Origin of the sequence: Pseudomonas sp. s4, assembly GCF_046764235.1 — a bacterium.
GTDB classification, from domain to species: Bacteria; Pseudomonadota; Gammaproteobacteria; order Pseudomonadales; family Pseudomonadaceae; genus Aquipseudomonas; species Aquipseudomonas asiatica.
In genome coordinates, this window is the sequence record NZ_CP177209.1 from 313,972 (window position 1) to 330,204 (window position 16,233).

Below are 16,233 nucleotides of genomic sequence, written 5' to 3' on the forward strand. Positions count from 1 at the left end.
GCAGGCTCCGGTCGGTTTCTACAGGCTTAGTTGGGGAGGTACTTGGCGCTGACGTAGGGCGAGTAGTCCGGCAGCACCGCGTCGACCTTGCCTTGCTGCTTGAGGAAGGTGGCCGTGTCGGTCAGCGCCTGGGTGGTCGATGCGCCCAGTGCATTGGCCTGGTCGACGGCCAGTGGGTACACGTTGCCCTGCAGCAGCACCGGGATGTCGGCAGGCTTGGCGCCCGAAAGTTTGGCCAGCTTGCTCACGTTGTCGGGGTTTGCCAGCCAGGCTTGCGGGTTCTTGCGGTAGTCGGCGTAGGCGTCGAGGGTGACCTTGGCGAAGGCCTTGACCACGTCGGGGTGCTTGGCGGCGAAGTCCTTGCGCACGATCCATGCGTCGAAGGTCGGTGCGCCTTTCTCGGCCAGCTCGCCGGAGGTGATCAGCACCTTGCCGTTTTCCTTGGCCACACCCAGGGCCGGGTCCCAGACGTAGGTGGCATCGATGTCGCCGCGCTTCCAGGCGGCAATGATTGCCGGTGGCGCCAGGTTGAGGATCTGCACCTTGGCCGGGTCGATGTTCCAGCTCTTCAGCGCGGCCAGCAGGCTGTAGTGGCCGGTGGAGACGAAAGGCACGGCGACTTTCTTGCCGACCAGGTCTTGCGGAGTCTTGATGCTGTCGCGGGCGACCAGTGCTTCACCGGCGCCAATCTGCGTGGCGATCAGGAAGGTCTCGACCGGCAGCTTGCGGGAGGCTGCGGCGGCCAGCGGGCTGGAGCCCAGGTAGCCGATCTGTACATCGCCGCTGGCTACGGCGGTGATCACGTCGGCGCCGTTATCGAATTTGCGCCAGTCGATGCTGGCCTTGCTGGCTTTTTCGTAATCGCCATCGACCTGCGCCACCTTGGCCGGGTCGACGGTGGTCTGGTAGGCCACGGTCAGGTCAGCAGCTTGGGCCAACCAGCTGGCGCTGGCGAGGGTCAGGGCGGCGAACAGGCGCAGCGGGGCGTGCGGGATCATGGTGAACCTCTCGTCAGGCAATCGGTGTGGTGGATGACGAGAAGGCTAATTGATCTAAGAAATGTAAAATAAATAACTTTTTTGCATTAGCTTAGGAGCCAATGGTTTGAGACGCGTTAACAGGGAAACGCTGTGATTTCGCTCAATGGTGAAATCCGAGAGTGCTGCTAGGCTTTTTCGTCCCGATAGAACGATACGGAATTAGGTTATGAGCAAACGTTTGCAAATAACTATTGGTTATGAAAAGAATGCTGCTTCTAACGAATAGCAGTAATAATTCCTAACATATTCCTTAAAAATCTTACCAATTCATAAAACGGTCATTTTGGATTTATAGGATTGTCATTATCCTGTAGCGCAGCTGGCGTCTTAGACCAAAGTCGCGAAACGTTTAGAAACGATTGACTTTACGGTCACGCTTTGGGACTAAATCGCCAATCCACGGTGAGCGGGGCAGCAGATCCCGCCACCAGAGATACACAAGAATTAGAACGTAGAGGAGCAAAACATGTACAAGTCCAGCCTGGCCCTGGCCGTGGCACTGGGGGTTCTCGCCCAACAAGCAGGCGCTGCCGGTTTCGTTGAAGACAGCAAGCTGTCGCTCAGCTCGCGCACCATGTACTTCAACGATGACAACCGCGAAAGCGGTATCGACCAGAAAGAAAGCGGTCAGGGCTTCAAGCTCGACTACCTGTCTGGTTTCACCGAAGGCACCGTAGGTTTTGGTGTCGACGTCCAGGCTTTGTGGGGCATTCACCTGGATGGTGGCCGTGGTAGCCGTCCAGATGCCAACAACACCTTCTTCCCAAGCGACTCCGATGGTTCGGCAGTTCACGACTGGGCACGCATTGGTGGTAACGCCAAGGCTCGCTTCTCCAAGACCGAGGTCCACTACGGTAGCGCCCTGGCGCCTATGCTGCCGATCCTGGTCTCCAACGACGGCCGTCTGCTGCCGCAGACCTTCGAGGGTGGCACCCTCCAGTCGAAGGAAATCGACAACCTGACCTTCAACGCAGGTCAACTGACCCACGCCATGGGTCGTGCTTCGAGCAACCGTACCGGTCTTTCCGTTTCTGGCGCCTTCCGCGACAGCAACAAGTTCCAGTTCGCCGGTGGTGACTACAAGCTCACTCCCGACCTGACCCTGCAGTACTACTACTCGAACCTGGAAGACTTCTACAAGCAGCACTTCCTGGGTGCTACCCACGTCTTCAAGATCGCCGACAACCAGTCGTTCAAGACCGACCTGCGCTACTTCGATAGCCGCAGCGACGGCAAGAATGGCGAGACCGGTTACGCCTTCGACAACAACGGTGGCTACGCGAAGAACGGGGGCGAGGTCGACAACAAGACCTGGAGCGCCATGTTCACCTACACCCTGGGTGGCCATGCGCTGATGCTCGGTCACCAGCAAGTGGGTGACGATGGTGGTTTCGTCTGGCTGAACCAAGGTAGCGTCCGCAAGGACGGCGCCACTTCCTCGCTGGAAGGCAATGGCGGCGCAAGCTTCTACCTGTTCACCGACAGCATGATCAACCAGTTCGCTCGTGCCGGTGAGAACACCACCTTCGGTCAGTACTCCTATGACTTCGCGTCCCTGGGCGTTCCAGGCCTGAAGGCTTCGGTGGCCTACCTGCGTGGTGACGACATCCGCAACAAGTCGGGCGACGGCAGCTACAACGAATGGGAACGTGACGCACGCGTCGACTACACCATTCAGCAAGGCTCCCTCAAAGGCCTGGGCTTCAGCCTGCGTCAGGGTGTTTACCGTGGTAGCGGCGAAAGCATCGGGGACAAAGACCAGACTCGCTTCATCGTGAACTACACTTACAACTTCCTGTAAGCCGTAGCTGAACAAGAAGCCTCGCCTAGTGCGAGGCTTTTTTGTGTCTGCAATTTCGTATGTTTTTTGGTTATAAACAAATCAGTATTTATTCTTTTTGTTTTTAATCGAATGCAGGCACATTGAACCCACACGGTACAGAACCCAGCACAGGAGCCGCAGCCCATGAGCCTAAAACTCGGCGATATCGCCCCCGATTTCGAACAGGATTCCAGCGAAGGCAAGATCCGCTTCCACGAGTGGCTGGGCAACAGCTGGGGGGTGTTGTTCTCTCACCCAGCCGACTTTACCCCGGTGTGCACCACCGAGCTGGGCCTGACCGCCAAGCTGAAGGACGATTTCGCCAAACGCGGGGTCAAGGCCATCGCCCTGTCGGTGGACCCGGTCGATTCACACCACCGCTGGATCGATGACATCAACGAAACCCAGAACACCGTGGTCAACTTCCCGATCATTGCCGACGCCGACCGCAAGGTGTCCGACTTGTACGACCTGATCCACCCGAATGCCAGCGACACCCTGACCGTGCGCTCGCTGTTCGTCATCGACCCGAACAAGAAGGTGCGCCTGACCATCACCTACCCGGCCAGTACCGGGCGCAACTTCAACGAAATCTTGCGGGTGATCGACTCGCTGCAGCTGACCGACAACCACAAGGTCGCCACGCCAGGTAACTGGCAGGACGGTGACGACGTGGTAATCGTGCCCTCGCTGAAGGACGAGGAAGAGATCAGGCAGCGTTTCCCCAAAGGTTACCGGGCGGTCAAACCCTATCTGCGGCTGACTCCGCAGCCCAATCGTTAAAGGATTCCTCGTTGCATTGCTCTTAGCCAAAGCAGGGATATTCGGGCCGTTTCGACGGCCCTTTTTTATGCCTGCTGAAACTGCGTGGGCTTCTTCGCGGGTAAACCCGCTCCCACAGGAATAGTGCAAGTCCCAGGCCTTGTGCGATCCCTGTGGGAGCGAGTTTACCCGCGAAAGGGCCAAAACAGGAGATTGATAAAAATGGAATAAACAAATGAAAAAATATGATTTCTAGATATATGCGGTGACTGTTAATGTCACCTCCAACAAAACACAAGGAAGCGCTGCAATGCTGGTCGTCTCAATCGGTGGTAGCCCCAGTACCCGTTCACGCTCCGGCGTGCTGCTGGAGCGTTCTCGCCAGTGGCTGCAGGACCGTGGCGTCGAGGTAGTAACGTTCCAGGTACGTGACTTTCCCGCCGAAGACTTGCTGCACGCCCGTTTCGACAGCCCGCAGGTGCAGCACTTCCAGCAGCTGGTGGCCCAGGCCGATGGCCTGATCGTCGCCACGCCGGTGTACAAGGCCTCGTTCGCCGGTGCCCTGAAAACCTTGCTCGACCTGCTGCCCGAACGCGCCCTGGCACACAAGATCGTGTTGCCGATCGCCACCGGCGGCAGCATCGCCCACATGCTGGCGGTGGATTACGCGCTGAAACCCGTGCTGTCGGCACTCAAGGCGCAAGAGACCCTGCAAGGGATCTTCGCCGACGACAGCCAGGTCGCCTACGCAGAAGGCTCCAGGCCCGCGCAGCTGGTAGCGGCGCTGGAAGAACGCCTGCAGGACGCGCTGGAAACCTTCCACGTTGCACTGGCCCGTCGGCCGCGCCCCGTGGCCCCCGGCGTATTGAACGAACGCCTGATCAGCGCTCGCTGGAGCATCTGACCGGCCCAACCCGCTTCACCACCTTACTCGCCCGACAACGAGGCAAGCAGGTGCAACCCGAACCCACTCGCACAGGAGAGCGCCATGCGCACAGTCTTCTTGCGTCGCGGTCTGGTCGCCCTGTTTGCGGCGGCTGTGTCCTTCGGCGCCATTACCCAAGCCCAGGCCGAGAGCCTGCGTATCGGTTACCAGAAATACGGCACCCTGGTGCTGCTCAAGGCCAAGGGCACGCTGGAAAAGCGCCTGGCCGAGCAGGGCGTGCAGGTGCAATGGACCGAGTTCCCCGGCGGCCCGCAGCTGCTTGAGGGGCTGAACGTAGGCTCCATCGACTTTGGCGTCACCGGTGAAACCCCGCCGGTGTTCGCCCAGGCCGCCGGTGCCGACCTGCTGTACGTCGCCTACGAGCCGCCAGCGCCGCACAGCGAGGCGATCCTGGTGCCGAAGGGCTCGCCGATCCAGTCGGTCAAAGACCTCAAGGGCAAGAAAGTCGCCCTCAACAAAGGCTCCAACGTTCACTACCTGCTGGTTCGCGCCCTGGAAGACGCAGGCCTGAAATACAGCGACATCCAGCCGGTGTACCTGCCCCCGGCCGACGCCCGCGCCGCCTTCGAACGCGGCAGCGTGGACGCCTGGGTGATCTGGGACCCGTACCAGGCTGCCGCCGAGAAACAGCTGCAGGCTCATACCCTGCGCGATGGCAAGGGCCTGGTCGACAACCATCAGTTCTACCTGGCCACCCGCAACTACGCGACCCAGCACCCGGCAGTGATCAACACCCTGATCGAAGAAGTGCGTGCCGTGGGTGGATGGTCCCAGGCCAACCCGCAGGAAGTGACCGACCAGGTCGCGCCGCTGCTCGGCCTGCCCGCCGATATCACCCTGACTTCGGTCAAGCGCCAAGGCTACGGTGCCGCGCCGCTCACCCCGGAAGTGGTGGCCGCGCAACAGAAGATCGCCGACACGTTCCAGGCACTGAAGCTGATTCCCAAGCCGCTGAGCATCAAGGACGTGATCTGGACACCCCCGGCCAAGGTCGCCAGTGCGCCTTGATTGATTCGCCTGCGCCGGGGCGCCGCCCTGGCTGAGCCCCCTTGAGGAGACAACTCCAATGAGCCTTAACATCTTCTGGTTCCTTCCTACCCACGGTGACGGCAAGTACCTGGGCACCTCCGATGGCGCGCGCGCCGTCGACCATGGCTACCTGCAGCAGATCGCCCAGGCGGCCGACCGGCTCGGCTTTGGTGGCGTGCTGATCCCTACCGGGCGCTCCTGCGAGGACTCCTGGCTGGTCGCGGCATCGCTGATCCCGGTGACCCAGCGGCTGAAGTTCCTGGTCGCCCTGCGCCCCGGGATCATTTCGCCGACCGTGGCGGCACGCCAGGCAGCAACCCTTGATCGCCTGTCCAACGGCCGCGCGCTGTTCAACCTGGTGACCGGTGGCGACCCGGACGAGTTGGCCGGTGACGGCCTGCACCTGAACCATCAGGAACGTTATGAAGCCTCGGTAGAGTTCACCCGTATCTGGCGCAAGGTGCTGGAAGGCGAGGTGGTCGACTACGACGGCAAGCACATCCAGGTGAAGGGCGCCAAGCTGCTCTACCCGCCGATCCAGCAACCACGCCCGCCACTGTATTTCGGTGGTTCCTCCGAAGCCGCACAGGACCTGGCCGCCGAGCAGGTCGAGCTGTACCTGACCTGGGGCGAGCCGCCGAGTGCGGTCGCTGAAAAAATCGCCCAGGTGCGTGAGAAAGCCGCTGCTCAGGGCCGCGAAGTGCGCTTCGGCATCCGCCTGCACGTGATCGTGCGGGAAACCAACGAAGAAGCCTGGGCCGCTGCCGACAAGCTCATCTCGCACCTGGACGACGACACCATCGCTCGTGCACAGGCCTCGCTGGCGCGCTTCGACTCGGTCGGCCAGCAACGCATGGCCGCCCTGCACAACGGCAACCGTGACAAGCTGGAGGTCAGCCCCAACCTGTGGGCAGGTGTCGGCCTGGTGCGTGGCGGTGCCGGCACCGCGCTGGTGGGGGATGGCCGGACCGTCGCGGCACGCGTCAAGGAATACGCCGAGCTGGGCATCGATACCTTCATCTTCTCCGGCTACCCGCACCTGGAAGAGTCGTACCGGGTGGCCGAGCTGCTGTTCCCGCACCTGGATGTGCAACGCCCGGAGCAAGCCAAGGCCGGCGGCTATGTGAGCCCGTTTGGCGAAATGGTGGCCAACGACATCCTGCCCAAGTCCGTTGCGCAGAGCTGAGGGCCAGGCCATGAGTCGTGCAACTTCCAACAACCTTGGCCAGCGCCTGGCGCCATGGGCGCTGCCGGTACTGCTGCTGGCTGCCTGGCAACTGGCGGTCAGCGCCGGCTGGCTGTCGACGCGCATCCTGCCCGCGCCCAGCGCCGTGGTCAGCGCCGGCGTCGAGCTGGTGCGCAGCGGCGAGATCTGGACCCACCTGGCCATCAGTGGCTGGCGTGCCGGGCTGGGCTTCGTCATCGGTGGCAGCATCGGCCTGGTGCTGGGCTTCATCACCGGCCTGTCGAACTGGGGCGAACGCCTGCTCGACAGCTCGGTGCAGATGATCCGCAACGTGCCGCACCTGGCGCTGATCCCGCTGGTGATCCTGTGGTTCGGTATCGACGAGTCGGCAAAAATCTTCCTGGTGGCGCTGGGCACGCTGTTCCCGATCTACCTGAACACCTATCACGGCATCCGCAACGTCGACCCGGCGCTGGTGGAAATGGCGCGCAGCTATGGCTTGTCCGGCTTCAGCCTGTTCCGCCAGGTGATCCTGCCCGGGGCATTGCCTTCGATCCTGGTAGGCGTGCGCTTTGCCCTGGGCTTCATGTGGCTGACCCTGATCGTTGCCGAAACCATTTCGGCCAATGCCGGCATCGGTTACCTGGCGATGAACGCCCGTGAGTTCCTGCAGACCGACGTGGTAGTGCTGGCCATCGTCCTGTATGCCGTGCTCGGCAAGCTTGCCGACCTCGCAGCCCGGGGCCTGGAGCGTGTTTGGCTGCGCTGGCACCCGGCCTATCAAGTGGCCAGGAGGGAGGGCGCATGACCGTACTCAAGGAACAGCCGCCACGCCTGCTGCGTGGCATCCCGCTGGCTTCCAGCGGCCTGCGCAAGACCTTTGGCCAGCGCGAAGTGCTGAAGGGGATCGAGCTGCATATTCCTGCCGGCCAGTTCGTCGCGATCGTCGGCCGTAGTGGCTGCGGCAAGAGCACCTTGCTGCGCCTGCTGGCCGGTCTCGACCAGCCCACTGCAGGCCAGTTGCTGGCCGGTGCCGCGCCGCTGGAACAGGCCCGCGAAGAAACCCGCCTGATGTTCCAGGACGCGCGCCTGCTGCCATGGAAGAAGGTGATCGACAACGTTGGCCTGGGCCTGTCTGGCGACTGGCGCCCGCGTGCGCTGGAAGCGTTGGAGTCCGTTGGCCTGGCCGATCGCGCCAATGAATGGCCGGCGGCTCTGTCGGGTGGCCAGAAGCAGCGTGTGGCCCTGGCCCGGGCGCTGATTCACCAGCCGCGCCTGCTGCTGCTGGACGAGCCGCTCGGTGCACTGGATGCATTGACCCGTATCGAGATGCAGCAACTGATCGAACGCCTGTGGCGTCAGCACGGCTTCACCGTGTTGCTGGTTACCCACGATGTCAGCGAGGCAGTCGCCGTGGCTGACCGGGTGATCCTGATCGAGGACGGCGAAGTCGGGCTCGACCTCACTGTCGACCTGGCACGGCCTCGGGCGCGTGGTTCGCACCGCCTGGCCGCGCTGGAAAGCGAAGTGCTCAACCGTGTTCTGTCGGCCCCGGGCGCTGCGCCCGAGCCGGATCCTGTAGCCCCTTTGCCCACGCAACTGCGTTGGGCGCACTGACTGACTCACTTACCAGACTGAAGCCATAGAGAAGGAATCAAATCATGACCATCAAAGCCATCAACGTTCGCAACCAGTTCAAAGGCACCGTGAAGGAAATCCTGGAAGGTCCGGTACTGTCGGAAATCGACGTGCAGACTGCCTCGGGCATCGTCACTTCGGTCATCACCACCCGCTCCGTGCGTGAGCTGGAGCTGCAGGTGGGCAGTGAAGTGATTGCCTTCGTGAAATCGACTGAAGTGTCCATCGCCAAGCTGTGATGGGTGTTGGCCATGGGGCTGCTTTGCAGCCCAATCGCCGGCAAGCCAGCTCCCATAGGTGCCCACAAGCTTCAGGCCTTGTGCTGTACCTGTGGGAGCTGGCTTGCCGGCGATGAGGCCATCAAATTTAACGCTTGGCCAGAAATGGCGGCAGATACAACCCCAGATACGCCTCGAACACTCGCTTGCCTTCCTCGGCCATGCGCGGGGTGATCGCCTCATGCAGCTGCACCGACCGCGCATACACCCGGTCACTCAATTCCATGGCCAGGGCAAACACGTCCACATCCACCGGCATCACGGGCAGATGAAAATGCTGGTCGAACAACTTGTGCATCAAGTCGCCCAGTTCCATGTCGTGCTGCCGGTCGGCCTGCACCACTTCGCTCAGGCCATGCTGGGCCAGGATCAGCTGCCGCGCCGCCGCGTCCTCGTTATAGATATTCAGCATCCGCTGCTCGATCAGCCGTGACAGCTCGTGCCAGGTGTTGAACGCACTGCTGTCGATCGGCGCGCTCAGCGCTTCCCGAAAGGCCCGGTGCACATCGGCCGTCAACGCCTCCAGCAGCGCCGGCACGCTGGCGAAGAAGTGGTACACCGACGACGGTGGTATCTGTGCGCGCTCGGCCACGCTGTAGATCGACAGGCTCGCCACCCCCAGCTCGGCCAGCAACTCGCGTGCAGCAGCCAGGATCGCCTCGATCCTGGCCTGGCTGCTGGCGCGCGGCTTGCGCGGGGTGGCAGTGCGGGTCATCAGTTGCTGATCGCCAGGATGCTGGCCTGGTAGGCGCCGACGAACAGGTCGAAGTCGCCGACTTCCTGCTGTTCCAGGCGCGACTGCTCGGCCAGCGAGTCGCGGGCGAGGGTTTCGAAGGCCTGCTGGCGTTCGACCGGCAGTGGCTGCTCGCGGAAGGTTTCGGCGTGAATACGACTCTGGCGCAGGGCGAACTTGACGAAGCTTTCGTTATGCTCGGTCATGCGCGCCAGCACTTGGGCCGACGGGGTCAGCGAGGCGTCGTCGACCTTGGCCTGCTGGGCATCCAGGGCATTGCCGTGCTCTGCACCGCCTTGCGCCTGGTCGAGCAGATCGGCCAGTGGCCGGATTCGCTCGATCAGCTCGCTGGCCCAGGTCTTCAGGCCGATCGGCTGGCCATTGCGGCGCAGTTCCAGGCCCGGGCGTCGGCCTTCCTTGACCACTGTCAGGAAGTTGTTGGTGCACTGGCCGCATTCGCCGTTGTCCAGTTGCGGGCTGTCTTCCAGCGCGCAGAACAGCAGGAACGCGTCGAGGAAGCGCGCCTCGGTCAGGTCGATGCCCACCGGCAGGAACGGGTTGATGTCCAGGCAACGCACTTCCACGTACTGCACGCCGCGCGAGGTCAGGGCCTGGATCGGCCGCTCGCCGGTGTAGGTGACGCGCTTGGGGCGAATGTTCGAGTAGTACTCGTTTTCGATCTGCAGGATGTTGGTGTTCAGCTGTACCCACTCGCCATCCACGTGCGTGCCGACTTCGACGTAAGGCGGGTAGGGCGTGCCCACCGCCTTGCGCAGGCTGTCGGTGTAGCTGGCCAGGTTGTTGTAGCACGGCGTGAGGCCGGCCTGGGCGTTGCTCTGGTAGCCAAGGTCGCTCATGCGCAGGCTGGTGGCGTAGGGCAGGTACAGGGTTTCGGCGTCCAGCTCTTCGAGCTGGTGCGGGCGGCCACGCAGGAAGCCTTTGTCCAGGGCCGGCGAGGCGCCGAACAGGTACATCAGCAGCCAGCTGTAGCGGCGGAAATTACGGATCAGCTCGATATAGGCCGACGACTGGTAGTCGCGGTCGCTCTCGCTGCCGCCTTCTGCGGCGCGCAGCAACGGCCACAGCGCTTCGGGCAGCGAGAAGTTGTAATGGATACCGGCGATGCACTGCATGGTGCGGCCGTAGCGCAGGGCCAGGCCCTTGCGGTAGACATGCTTGAGCTTACCGATGTTCGAGCTGCCGTACTCGGCGATCGGGATGTCCTCCTCGGCTGGCAGCGTGCAGGGCATCGACGGGCTCCACAGATATTCGTCGCCCAGCTTGCTGTAGACGAAACGGTGGGTCTCTTCGAGGCTTTCCAGCACCTTGGCCGGGTCGGGAAGGGCCGGGGTGATGAACTCCAGCAGCGACTCGGAATAATCGGTGGTGATCTGCTCGTTGGTCAGCGCCGATCCCAGGGCTTGCGGATGCGGGGTCTGGGCCAGGCGACCTTCGTCGGTCACGCGCAGACATTCGCGCTCAATACCGTGCAGGCACTGCTTGAGCAGGGGAAGATTGGCGCCGAGCAGGCTCAGGCGGCGGTTGAGGAGGTCGCTCAAGATGTATTCCTTCACGCGTCAGTCGCCCCAATATGGGGGTAGAGATAACGGTCTACAAGGGTAGGAAGAAAGGAACTGGCGTTGTCGCCTGGTTAACGCGGATCCAGCAGTGCCAGCGCACTGCTGAAAATACCGCAGATAATGCTTGGTGAGCTAGAGAACCGCGAAGGTTCCTTGCGCTTTCGCCACCAGCTTGTCGCCCTGAACTACGTCGGCGTCGACCACCAGGGTACGCCGCCCGGCGTGCAGCACGCGGGCGGTGCACAGCACCTCGCCGTCACTGACGGCGCGCATGTAGTTGATCTTGCACTCGATGGTGACGCTTTGCTGGTCAAAACCATGGCTGGCCGAGCAGGCCAGGCCCATGGCGATGTCCACCAGGCTGAAGATCGCCCCGCCGTGCAGCTTCTGGCCACGGTTGCGCAAGTGTGGCTCGAGCGCCAGGGCTACCTCGGCAACACCTGTCTCCAGGCGTTGCAGGCGGCAGCCGAGGAGCTGGCTGAAGGCGCTTTCGACGTATTCGCGTGGAACGTCCATCACTTCTTCTTCAGCTGCTTGGCGTTGGCGAACAGGGCTGCCATGGCGTTGTTGGCCGGTGCTGCGGTGGCGGTTTCGCGCTGGCGCGGCGCCTGCTGCTGGCGGTTGCCGCCATTGCCACGGTTACCGCCGCGGTTGCCATCGACCTTCTCGCCAGGGGTGTCGCTCATGCGCATGGACAGGCCGACACGCTTGCGCGGGATGTCCACTTCCATGACCTTGACCTTGACCACGTCGCCGGCCTTGACCGCTTCACGCGGGTCCTTGATGAACTTCTCGGACAGCGCCGAAATGTGCACCAGGCCGTCCTGGTGCACGCCGATGTCGACGAAGGCACCGAAGTTGGTGACGTTGGTCACCACGCCTTCGAGGATCATGCCCGGTTCCAGGTCCTTGAGGTCTTCGACGCCGTCCTGGAAGGTGGCGGTCTTGAACTCGGGGCGTGGGTCGCGGCCAGGCTTGTCCAGTTCTTGCAGGATGTCGGTGACGGTCGGCAGGCCGAAGGTTTCATCGGTAAATTTCTTCGGGTCCAGGCGCTTGAGGAAGCTGCTGTCACCGATCAGCGAGCGGATGTCACGGCCGGTATCGGCGGCAATCCGTTGCACCAGCGGGTAGGCCTCGGGGTGCACCGCGGAGGCATCCAGCGGGTTGTCGCCGTTCATCACACGCAGGAAGCCGGCGGCTTGTTCGAAGGTTTTCTCACCCAGGCGGCTGACCTTTTTCAGTGCCGCGCGAGTGGCGAACGGGCCGTTGGCATCGCGATGGGCGACGATGTTCTGCGCCAGGGTAGCGTTAAGGCCGGAGATGCGCGTCAGCAGGGCCACCGAGGCGGTGTTGACGTCCACGCCCACGGCGTTCACGCAGTCCTCGACCACGGCGTCCAGGCCGCGCGCCAGTTTCAGTTGAGACACGTCATGCTGGTACTGGCCGACACCGATGGATTTCGGGTCGATCTTCACCAGCTCGGCCAGCGGGTCCTGCAGGCGGCGGGCAATCGACACGGCGCCACGGATCGACACGTCCAGGTCCGGGAATTCGCGGGCGGCCAGTTCCGATGCGGAGTACACCGAAGCGCCGGCCTCGGAAACCATGATCTTGGTGATCTTCAGCGCTGGGTACTTCTTGACCAGCTCCGCCACCAGCTTGTCGCTTTCGCGGCTGGCGGTGCCGTTACCGATGGCGATCAGCTCCACCGAGTGCTTGGCGCATAGTGCAGCCATGATCGAAATGGTGCGGTCCCAGTCGTTCTTCGGCGCGTGCGGGTAGACCGTGGTGTGGTCCAGCAACTTGCCTGTGGCATCGACCACGGCGATCTTGCAGCCGGTACGCAGGCCCGGGTCGAAGCCCAGGGTGGCGCGCGGGCCGGCCGGGGCGGCCAGCAGCAGGTCGTGCAGGTTGTGGGCGAACACATTGATCGCCTCGCCTTCGGCGTTGTCGCGCAGCTCGCCGAACAGGTCGGTTTCCAGGTGGGTGTAGAGCTTGACCTTCCAGGTCCAGCGCACCACTTCGCCCAGCCACTTGTCGGCCGGGCGGTTGCGGTTCTCGATGCCGACGTGGTTGCCGATCATCAGTTCGCACGGGTGCAGGGTGCCGGGCAGTTCTTCGCCGACTTTCAGCGAGGCGCTCAGCACGCCTTCGTTACGCCCGCGGAAAATTGCCAGGGCGCGGTGCGACGGCGCGTTGCGCAGCAGTTCGTCATGGGCGAAGTAGTCACGGAACTTGGCGCCTTCCTCTTCCTTGCCAGGCACGACGCGGGCGCTGAGCACCGACTCCTGCTTGAGGAAGCTGCGCAGCTTGTCGAGCAGGGCGGCGTCTTCGGCGAAGCGCTCCATGAGGATGTACTTGGCGCCTTCCAGCGCGGCCTTGACGTCGGCCACGCCCTTGTCGGCGTTGACGAAGCGTGCGGCTTCGCTTTCCGGGGCAAGGTCTGGGTTGTTGAACAGGCCGTCGGCCAGCTCGCCGAGGCCGGCTTCCAGGGCGATCTGGCCCTTGGTGCGGCGCTTCTGCTTGTACGGCAGGTACAGGTCTTCGAGGCGGGTCTTGGTATCGGCCAGCTTGATCTCGCGGGCCAGTTCCGGGGTCAGCTTGCCCTGCTCCTCGATGCTGGCCAGGATGCTGGCACGGCGCTCGTCGAGTTCGCGCAGGTAGCGCAGGCGCTCTTCCAGATGGCGCAGCTGGGTGTCGTCCAGGCTACCGGTCACTTCCTTGCGGTAGCGGGCGATGAAGGGCACGGTCGAGCCTTCGTCCAACAGGCCCACGGCCGCCTCGACCTGCTGGGGGCGTACGCCCAGTTCCTCGGCGATACGGCTGTTGATGCTGTCCATGTAAACCACCTGACATTTGTGAATACGGGGGTCGCCTGTGGGCCTGTCGCCCGGCGGCGCTGGATGAAAGCCGCGCATTATACCCATCGCAAACGGCTTGCGGTGATGGCGCCCGGCCAGCCGGAACTGGCGCCGGGGGAAAAATCTGCTAACAATGCTCACGCAACGTGCAGCAATGGCTACGCCATAATGCGCGGCGATATCAGAGGAGTTATTCATGACCGGCACGCCAAACACCGCTGAAGGTGACAAGATTCTCATCGTCGACGACGACCCGGGGCTGAGCAGCCTGCTGGAACGTTTCTTCACCAGCAAGGGCTACCGTGCCCGCGCGGTGCCCAACACCGAGCAGATGGACCGCCTGCTGCAGCGTGAGGTGTTCAACCTGGTGGTGCTCGACCTGATGCTGCCCGGCGAGGATGGCCTGTCGGCGTGCAAGCGCCTGCGCCAGCAGAACAACCAGATCCCGATCATCATGCTCACCGCCAAGGGCGACGAGCTCAGCCGTATCAAGGGCCTGGAGCTGGGCGCTGACGACTATCTGGGCAAGCCGTTCAACCCCGACGAGCTGATGGCCCGGGTCAAGGCCGTGCTGCGCCGCCAGGCACCGAGCGTGCCGGGTGCGCCGGGTAGCGAAGACGAGTCGGTCACCTTCGGCGACTACGAGCTGTCGCTGGCCACCCGCGAACTCAAGCGTGGCGACGAAGTGCACATGCTCACTACCGGCGAGTTCGCCGTGCTCAAGGCGCTGGTGATGCACGCGCGCGAGCCGCTGACCCGCGACAAGCTGATGAACCTGGCGCGTGGCCGTGAATGGGATGCGCTGGAACGCTCCATCGACGTGCAGATCTCGCGTCTGCGCCGCATGATCGAGCCGGACCCGTCCAAGCCGCGTTATATCCAGACCGTGTGGGGCGTGGGCTACGTGTTCGTGCCGGACGGAAACGCCGGTAAATGATGCCGCGCCGTCGATGAAAACACCGCTCTGGTTTCCGCAAAGTTTCTTCGCCCGCACCCTGTGGCTGGTGTTGATCGTCGTCTTGTTCTCCAAGGCCTTGACCCTGGTCTACCTGCTGATGAACGAGGACGTGCTGGTCGACCGTCAGTACAGCCACGGTGTTGCGCTGACCCTGCGCGCCTATTGGGCAGCCGACGAAGAAAACCGCGACAAGATCGCCGAAGCGGCAGGCCTTATCCGGGTCACCGGCTCGGGCGTGCCCGAGGGTGAGCAGCACTGGCCCTACAGCGAAATCTACCAACGGCAGATGCAGGCCGAGTTGGGCGAAGACACCGAGGTACGGTTGCGCATTCATGCACCGCCGGCGTTGTGGGTCAATGCGCCAAGCCTGGGGCCGGGCTGGTTGAAGGTACCGCTGTACCCGCACCCGCTGCGTGGGCAGAAGATCTGGAACGTGCTGGGTTGGTTCCTGGCCATCGGCCTGTTGTCCACAGCTTCGGCCTGGATCTTCGTGCGCCAGCTGAACCAGCCGCTCAAGCGCCTGGTGTTCGCCGCCCGGCAACTGGGCCAGGGGCGCAGCGTGCGCCTGCCGATCAGCGATACGCCCAGCGAGATGACCGAGGTGTACAAGGCCTTCAACCAGATGGCTGAGGATGTCGAGCAGGCCGGGCGCGAGCGCGAGCTGATGCTGGCCGGGGTTTCCCACGACCTGCGCACACCGCTGACGCGCCTGCGCCTGTCGTTGTCGTTGCTGGACAGCGACAGCGAACTGAGTGACGACATGGTCCGCGATATCGAGGACATGGACGCGATCCTCGACCAGTTCCTGGCCTTTATCCGCGACGGCCGTGACGAGCCGGTTGAGGAGGTCGACCTGGCCGACCTGGTGCGCGAAGTGGTGGCGCCGTACAACCAGCCGGAAGAACGGGTGCGGCTGTGCCTGGAGCCGATCCCACCGTTCCCGCTGCGCCGGGTTTCGCTCAAGCGCATGCTGGGCAACCTGATCGGCAATGCCCTGCACCACGCCGGCAAGGGGGTCGAGGTGGCCGCCTATGTGTCGGGCGACGAGAGTGCACCGTATGTGGTGCTGAGCGTACTGGACCGCGGGACGGGGATCGACGAGTCGGAGCTGGAGACCATCTTCAACCCGTTCATTCGTGGTGACCGGGCCCGGGGGGGCAAGGGCACCGGGCTGGGGCTGGCGATCGTCAAGCGGATCGCGGCGCAGCATGGCGGGAATGTGGAGTTGCGCAATCGGTCCGGGGGTGGGATCGAGGCGCGGGTACGGTTGCCTTTGGGGCTGTTGCTGCCGCGTAATGCCGTGTGATTGCCGGGGCCGCTTTGCGGCCCTTTCGCGACACAAGGCCGCTCCTAAAGAGGATCGCGTAATCCTGTAGGAGCGGCCTTGTGTCGCGATGGGC

At 63.1% G+C, this 16,233-nt stretch carries 15 protein-coding genes; 10 read left to right on the plus strand and 5 right to left on the minus strand.

Features of this window, described 5'->3' with window-relative positions; genetic code table 11:
* Nucleotides 1-26: 26 nt before the first annotated feature.
* Complete coding sequence (tauA, locus tag ACK56M_RS01445; RefSeq protein WP_013970443.1) at nucleotides 27-998, minus strand: taurine ABC transporter substrate-binding protein; 972 nt, start codon at nucleotides 996-998, stop codon at nucleotides 27-29.
* Nucleotides 999-1,506: 508 nt separating this feature from the next.
* Between tauA and ACK56M_RS01450 the strand changes: the two genes are divergently transcribed.
* From ACK56M_RS01450 to ACK56M_RS01485, 8 genes are all read left to right on the plus strand, one after another.
* On the plus strand, nucleotides 1,507-2,841 hold the full coding sequence (locus tag ACK56M_RS01450; RefSeq protein WP_015268593.1) for an OprD family porin: 1,335 nt from the start codon (nucleotides 1,507-1,509) through the stop codon (nucleotides 2,839-2,841).
* 165 nt (nucleotides 2,842-3,006) lie between these two features.
* Nucleotides 3,007-3,645, plus strand: coding sequence for a peroxiredoxin (locus tag ACK56M_RS01455; protein ID WP_015268594.1), 639 nt, complete (start codon nucleotides 3,007-3,009; stop codon nucleotides 3,643-3,645).
* Between the two features lie 289 nt (nucleotides 3,646-3,934).
* On the plus strand, nucleotides 3,935-4,528 hold the full coding sequence (gene ssuE / locus ACK56M_RS01460; protein WP_024087992.1) for an NADPH-dependent FMN reductase: 594 nt from the start codon (nucleotides 3,935-3,937) through the stop codon (nucleotides 4,526-4,528).
* Between the two features lie 84 nt (nucleotides 4,529-4,612).
* Complete coding sequence (locus ACK56M_RS01465) at nucleotides 4,613-5,578, plus strand: sulfonate ABC transporter substrate-binding protein (protein WP_015268596.1); 966 nt, start codon at nucleotides 4,613-4,615, stop codon at nucleotides 5,576-5,578.
* Between the two features lie 58 nt (nucleotides 5,579-5,636).
* Nucleotides 5,637-6,785, plus strand: coding sequence for an FMNH2-dependent alkanesulfonate monooxygenase (ssuD, locus tag ACK56M_RS01470; protein WP_100413091.1), 1,149 nt, complete (start codon nucleotides 5,637-5,639; stop codon nucleotides 6,783-6,785).
* Between the two features lie 10 nt (nucleotides 6,786-6,795).
* Complete coding sequence (gene ssuC / locus ACK56M_RS01475; protein WP_015268598.1) at nucleotides 6,796-7,593, plus strand: aliphatic sulfonate ABC transporter permease SsuC; 798 nt, start codon at nucleotides 6,796-6,798, stop codon at nucleotides 7,591-7,593.
* Nucleotides 7,590-8,402: an aliphatic sulfonates ABC transporter ATP-binding protein gene (ssuB, locus tag ACK56M_RS01480; protein ID WP_013970450.1), complete on the plus strand. Its 813-nt coding sequence runs from the start codon at nucleotides 7,590-7,592 to the stop codon at nucleotides 8,400-8,402. The genes ssuC and ssuB overlap by 4 nt, the downstream gene beginning before the upstream one ends.
* Before the next feature lie 44 nt (nucleotides 8,403-8,446).
* A complete protein-coding gene (locus tag ACK56M_RS01485; protein ID WP_003255829.1) occupies nucleotides 8,447-8,662 on the plus strand; it encodes a TOBE domain-containing protein in 216 nt (71 codons plus the stop codon).
* A 127-nt stretch (nucleotides 8,663-8,789) separates the two neighbouring features.
* Here ACK56M_RS01485 and ACK56M_RS01490 read toward each other — a convergent pair whose 3' ends face one another.
* The 4 genes from ACK56M_RS01490 to ACK56M_RS01505 all read right to left on the minus strand — a co-directional run bounded on the left by ACK56M_RS01490 (nucleotide 8,790) and on the right by ACK56M_RS01505 (nucleotide 13,854).
* Entirely contained in the window at nucleotides 8,790-9,416 is a 627-nt protein-coding gene (locus tag ACK56M_RS01490) for a TetR/AcrR family transcriptional regulator (protein WP_054573387.1), read from the minus strand.
* Complete coding sequence (gshA, locus tag ACK56M_RS01495) at nucleotides 9,416-10,993, minus strand: glutamate--cysteine ligase (RefSeq protein WP_411959227.1); 1,578 nt, start codon at nucleotides 10,991-10,993, stop codon at nucleotides 9,416-9,418. Before gshA ends, ACK56M_RS01490 begins: the two co-directional genes overlap by 1 nt.
* Nucleotides 10,994-11,146: 153 nt before the next feature.
* Nucleotides 11,147-11,530: a PaaI family thioesterase gene (locus tag ACK56M_RS01500; protein WP_003257433.1), complete on the minus strand. Its 384-nt coding sequence runs from the start codon at nucleotides 11,528-11,530 to the stop codon at nucleotides 11,147-11,149.
* Nucleotides 11,530-13,854, minus strand: coding sequence for a Tex family protein (locus tag ACK56M_RS01505; RefSeq protein ID WP_015268601.1), 2,325 nt, complete (start codon nucleotides 13,852-13,854; stop codon nucleotides 11,530-11,532). Before ACK56M_RS01505 ends, ACK56M_RS01500 begins: the two co-directional genes overlap by 1 nt.
* A gap of 217 nt (nucleotides 13,855-14,071) precedes the next feature.
* Here ACK56M_RS01505 and ompR point away from each other — a divergent pair, with 217 nt between their 5' ends.
* Nucleotides 14,072-14,812, plus strand: a complete 741-nt coding sequence (gene ompR / locus ACK56M_RS01510; RefSeq protein ID WP_012270052.1) for a two-component system response regulator OmpR — start codon at nucleotides 14,072-14,074, stop codon at nucleotides 14,810-14,812.
* Nucleotides 14,813-14,825: 13 nt separating this feature from the next.
* Nucleotides 14,826-16,139, plus strand: coding sequence for an ATP-binding protein (locus tag ACK56M_RS01515; RefSeq protein ID WP_013970454.1), 1,314 nt, complete (start codon nucleotides 14,826-14,828; stop codon nucleotides 16,137-16,139).
* The last annotated feature ends 94 nt before the right edge of the window (nucleotides 16,140-16,233 follow it).

Bases quoted from the DNA above. Each gene is read 5' to 3' on its own strand.
- ssuC (WP_015268598.1), top strand. From the start codon at position 6,796: ATGAGTCGTGCAACTTCCAACAACCTTGGCCAGCGCCTGGCGCCATGG.
- ompR (WP_012270052.1), top strand. From the start codon at position 14,072: ATGACCGGCACGCCAAACACCGCTGAAGGTGACAAGATTCTCATCGTC.
- ssuB (WP_013970450.1), top strand. From the start codon at position 7,590: ATGACCGTACTCAAGGAACAGCCGCCACGCCTGCTGCGTGGCATCCCG.
- ACK56M_RS01500 (WP_003257433.1), bottom strand. From the start codon at position 11,530: ATGGACGTTCCACGCGAATACGTCGAAAGCGCCTTCAGCCAGCTCCTC.
- ACK56M_RS01505 (WP_015268601.1), bottom strand. From the start codon at position 13,854: ATGGACAGCATCAACAGCCGTATCGCCGAGGAACTGGGCGTACGCCCC.
- ACK56M_RS01465 (WP_015268596.1), top strand. From the start codon at position 4,613: ATGCGCACAGTCTTCTTGCGTCGCGGTCTGGTCGCCCTGTTTGCGGCG.
- ssuD (WP_100413091.1), top strand. From the start codon at position 5,637: ATGAGCCTTAACATCTTCTGGTTCCTTCCTACCCACGGTGACGGCAAG.
- ACK56M_RS01450 (WP_015268593.1), top strand. From the start codon at position 1,507: ATGTACAAGTCCAGCCTGGCCCTGGCCGTGGCACTGGGGGTTCTCGCC.
- ACK56M_RS01455 (WP_015268594.1), top strand. From the start codon at position 3,007: ATGAGCCTAAAACTCGGCGATATCGCCCCCGATTTCGAACAGGATTCC.
- ACK56M_RS01515 (WP_013970454.1), top strand. From the start codon at position 14,826: ATGAAAACACCGCTCTGGTTTCCGCAAAGTTTCTTCGCCCGCACCCTG.
- ACK56M_RS01485 (WP_003255829.1), top strand. From the start codon at position 8,447: ATGACCATCAAAGCCATCAACGTTCGCAACCAGTTCAAAGGCACCGTG.
- ssuE (WP_024087992.1), top strand. From the start codon at position 3,935: ATGCTGGTCGTCTCAATCGGTGGTAGCCCCAGTACCCGTTCACGCTCC.
- tauA (WP_013970443.1), bottom strand. From the start codon at position 998: ATGATCCCGCACGCCCCGCTGCGCCTGTTCGCCGCCCTGACCCTCGCC.
- ACK56M_RS01490 (WP_054573387.1), bottom strand. From the start codon at position 9,416: ATGACCCGCACTGCCACCCCGCGCAAGCCGCGCGCCAGCAGCCAGGCC.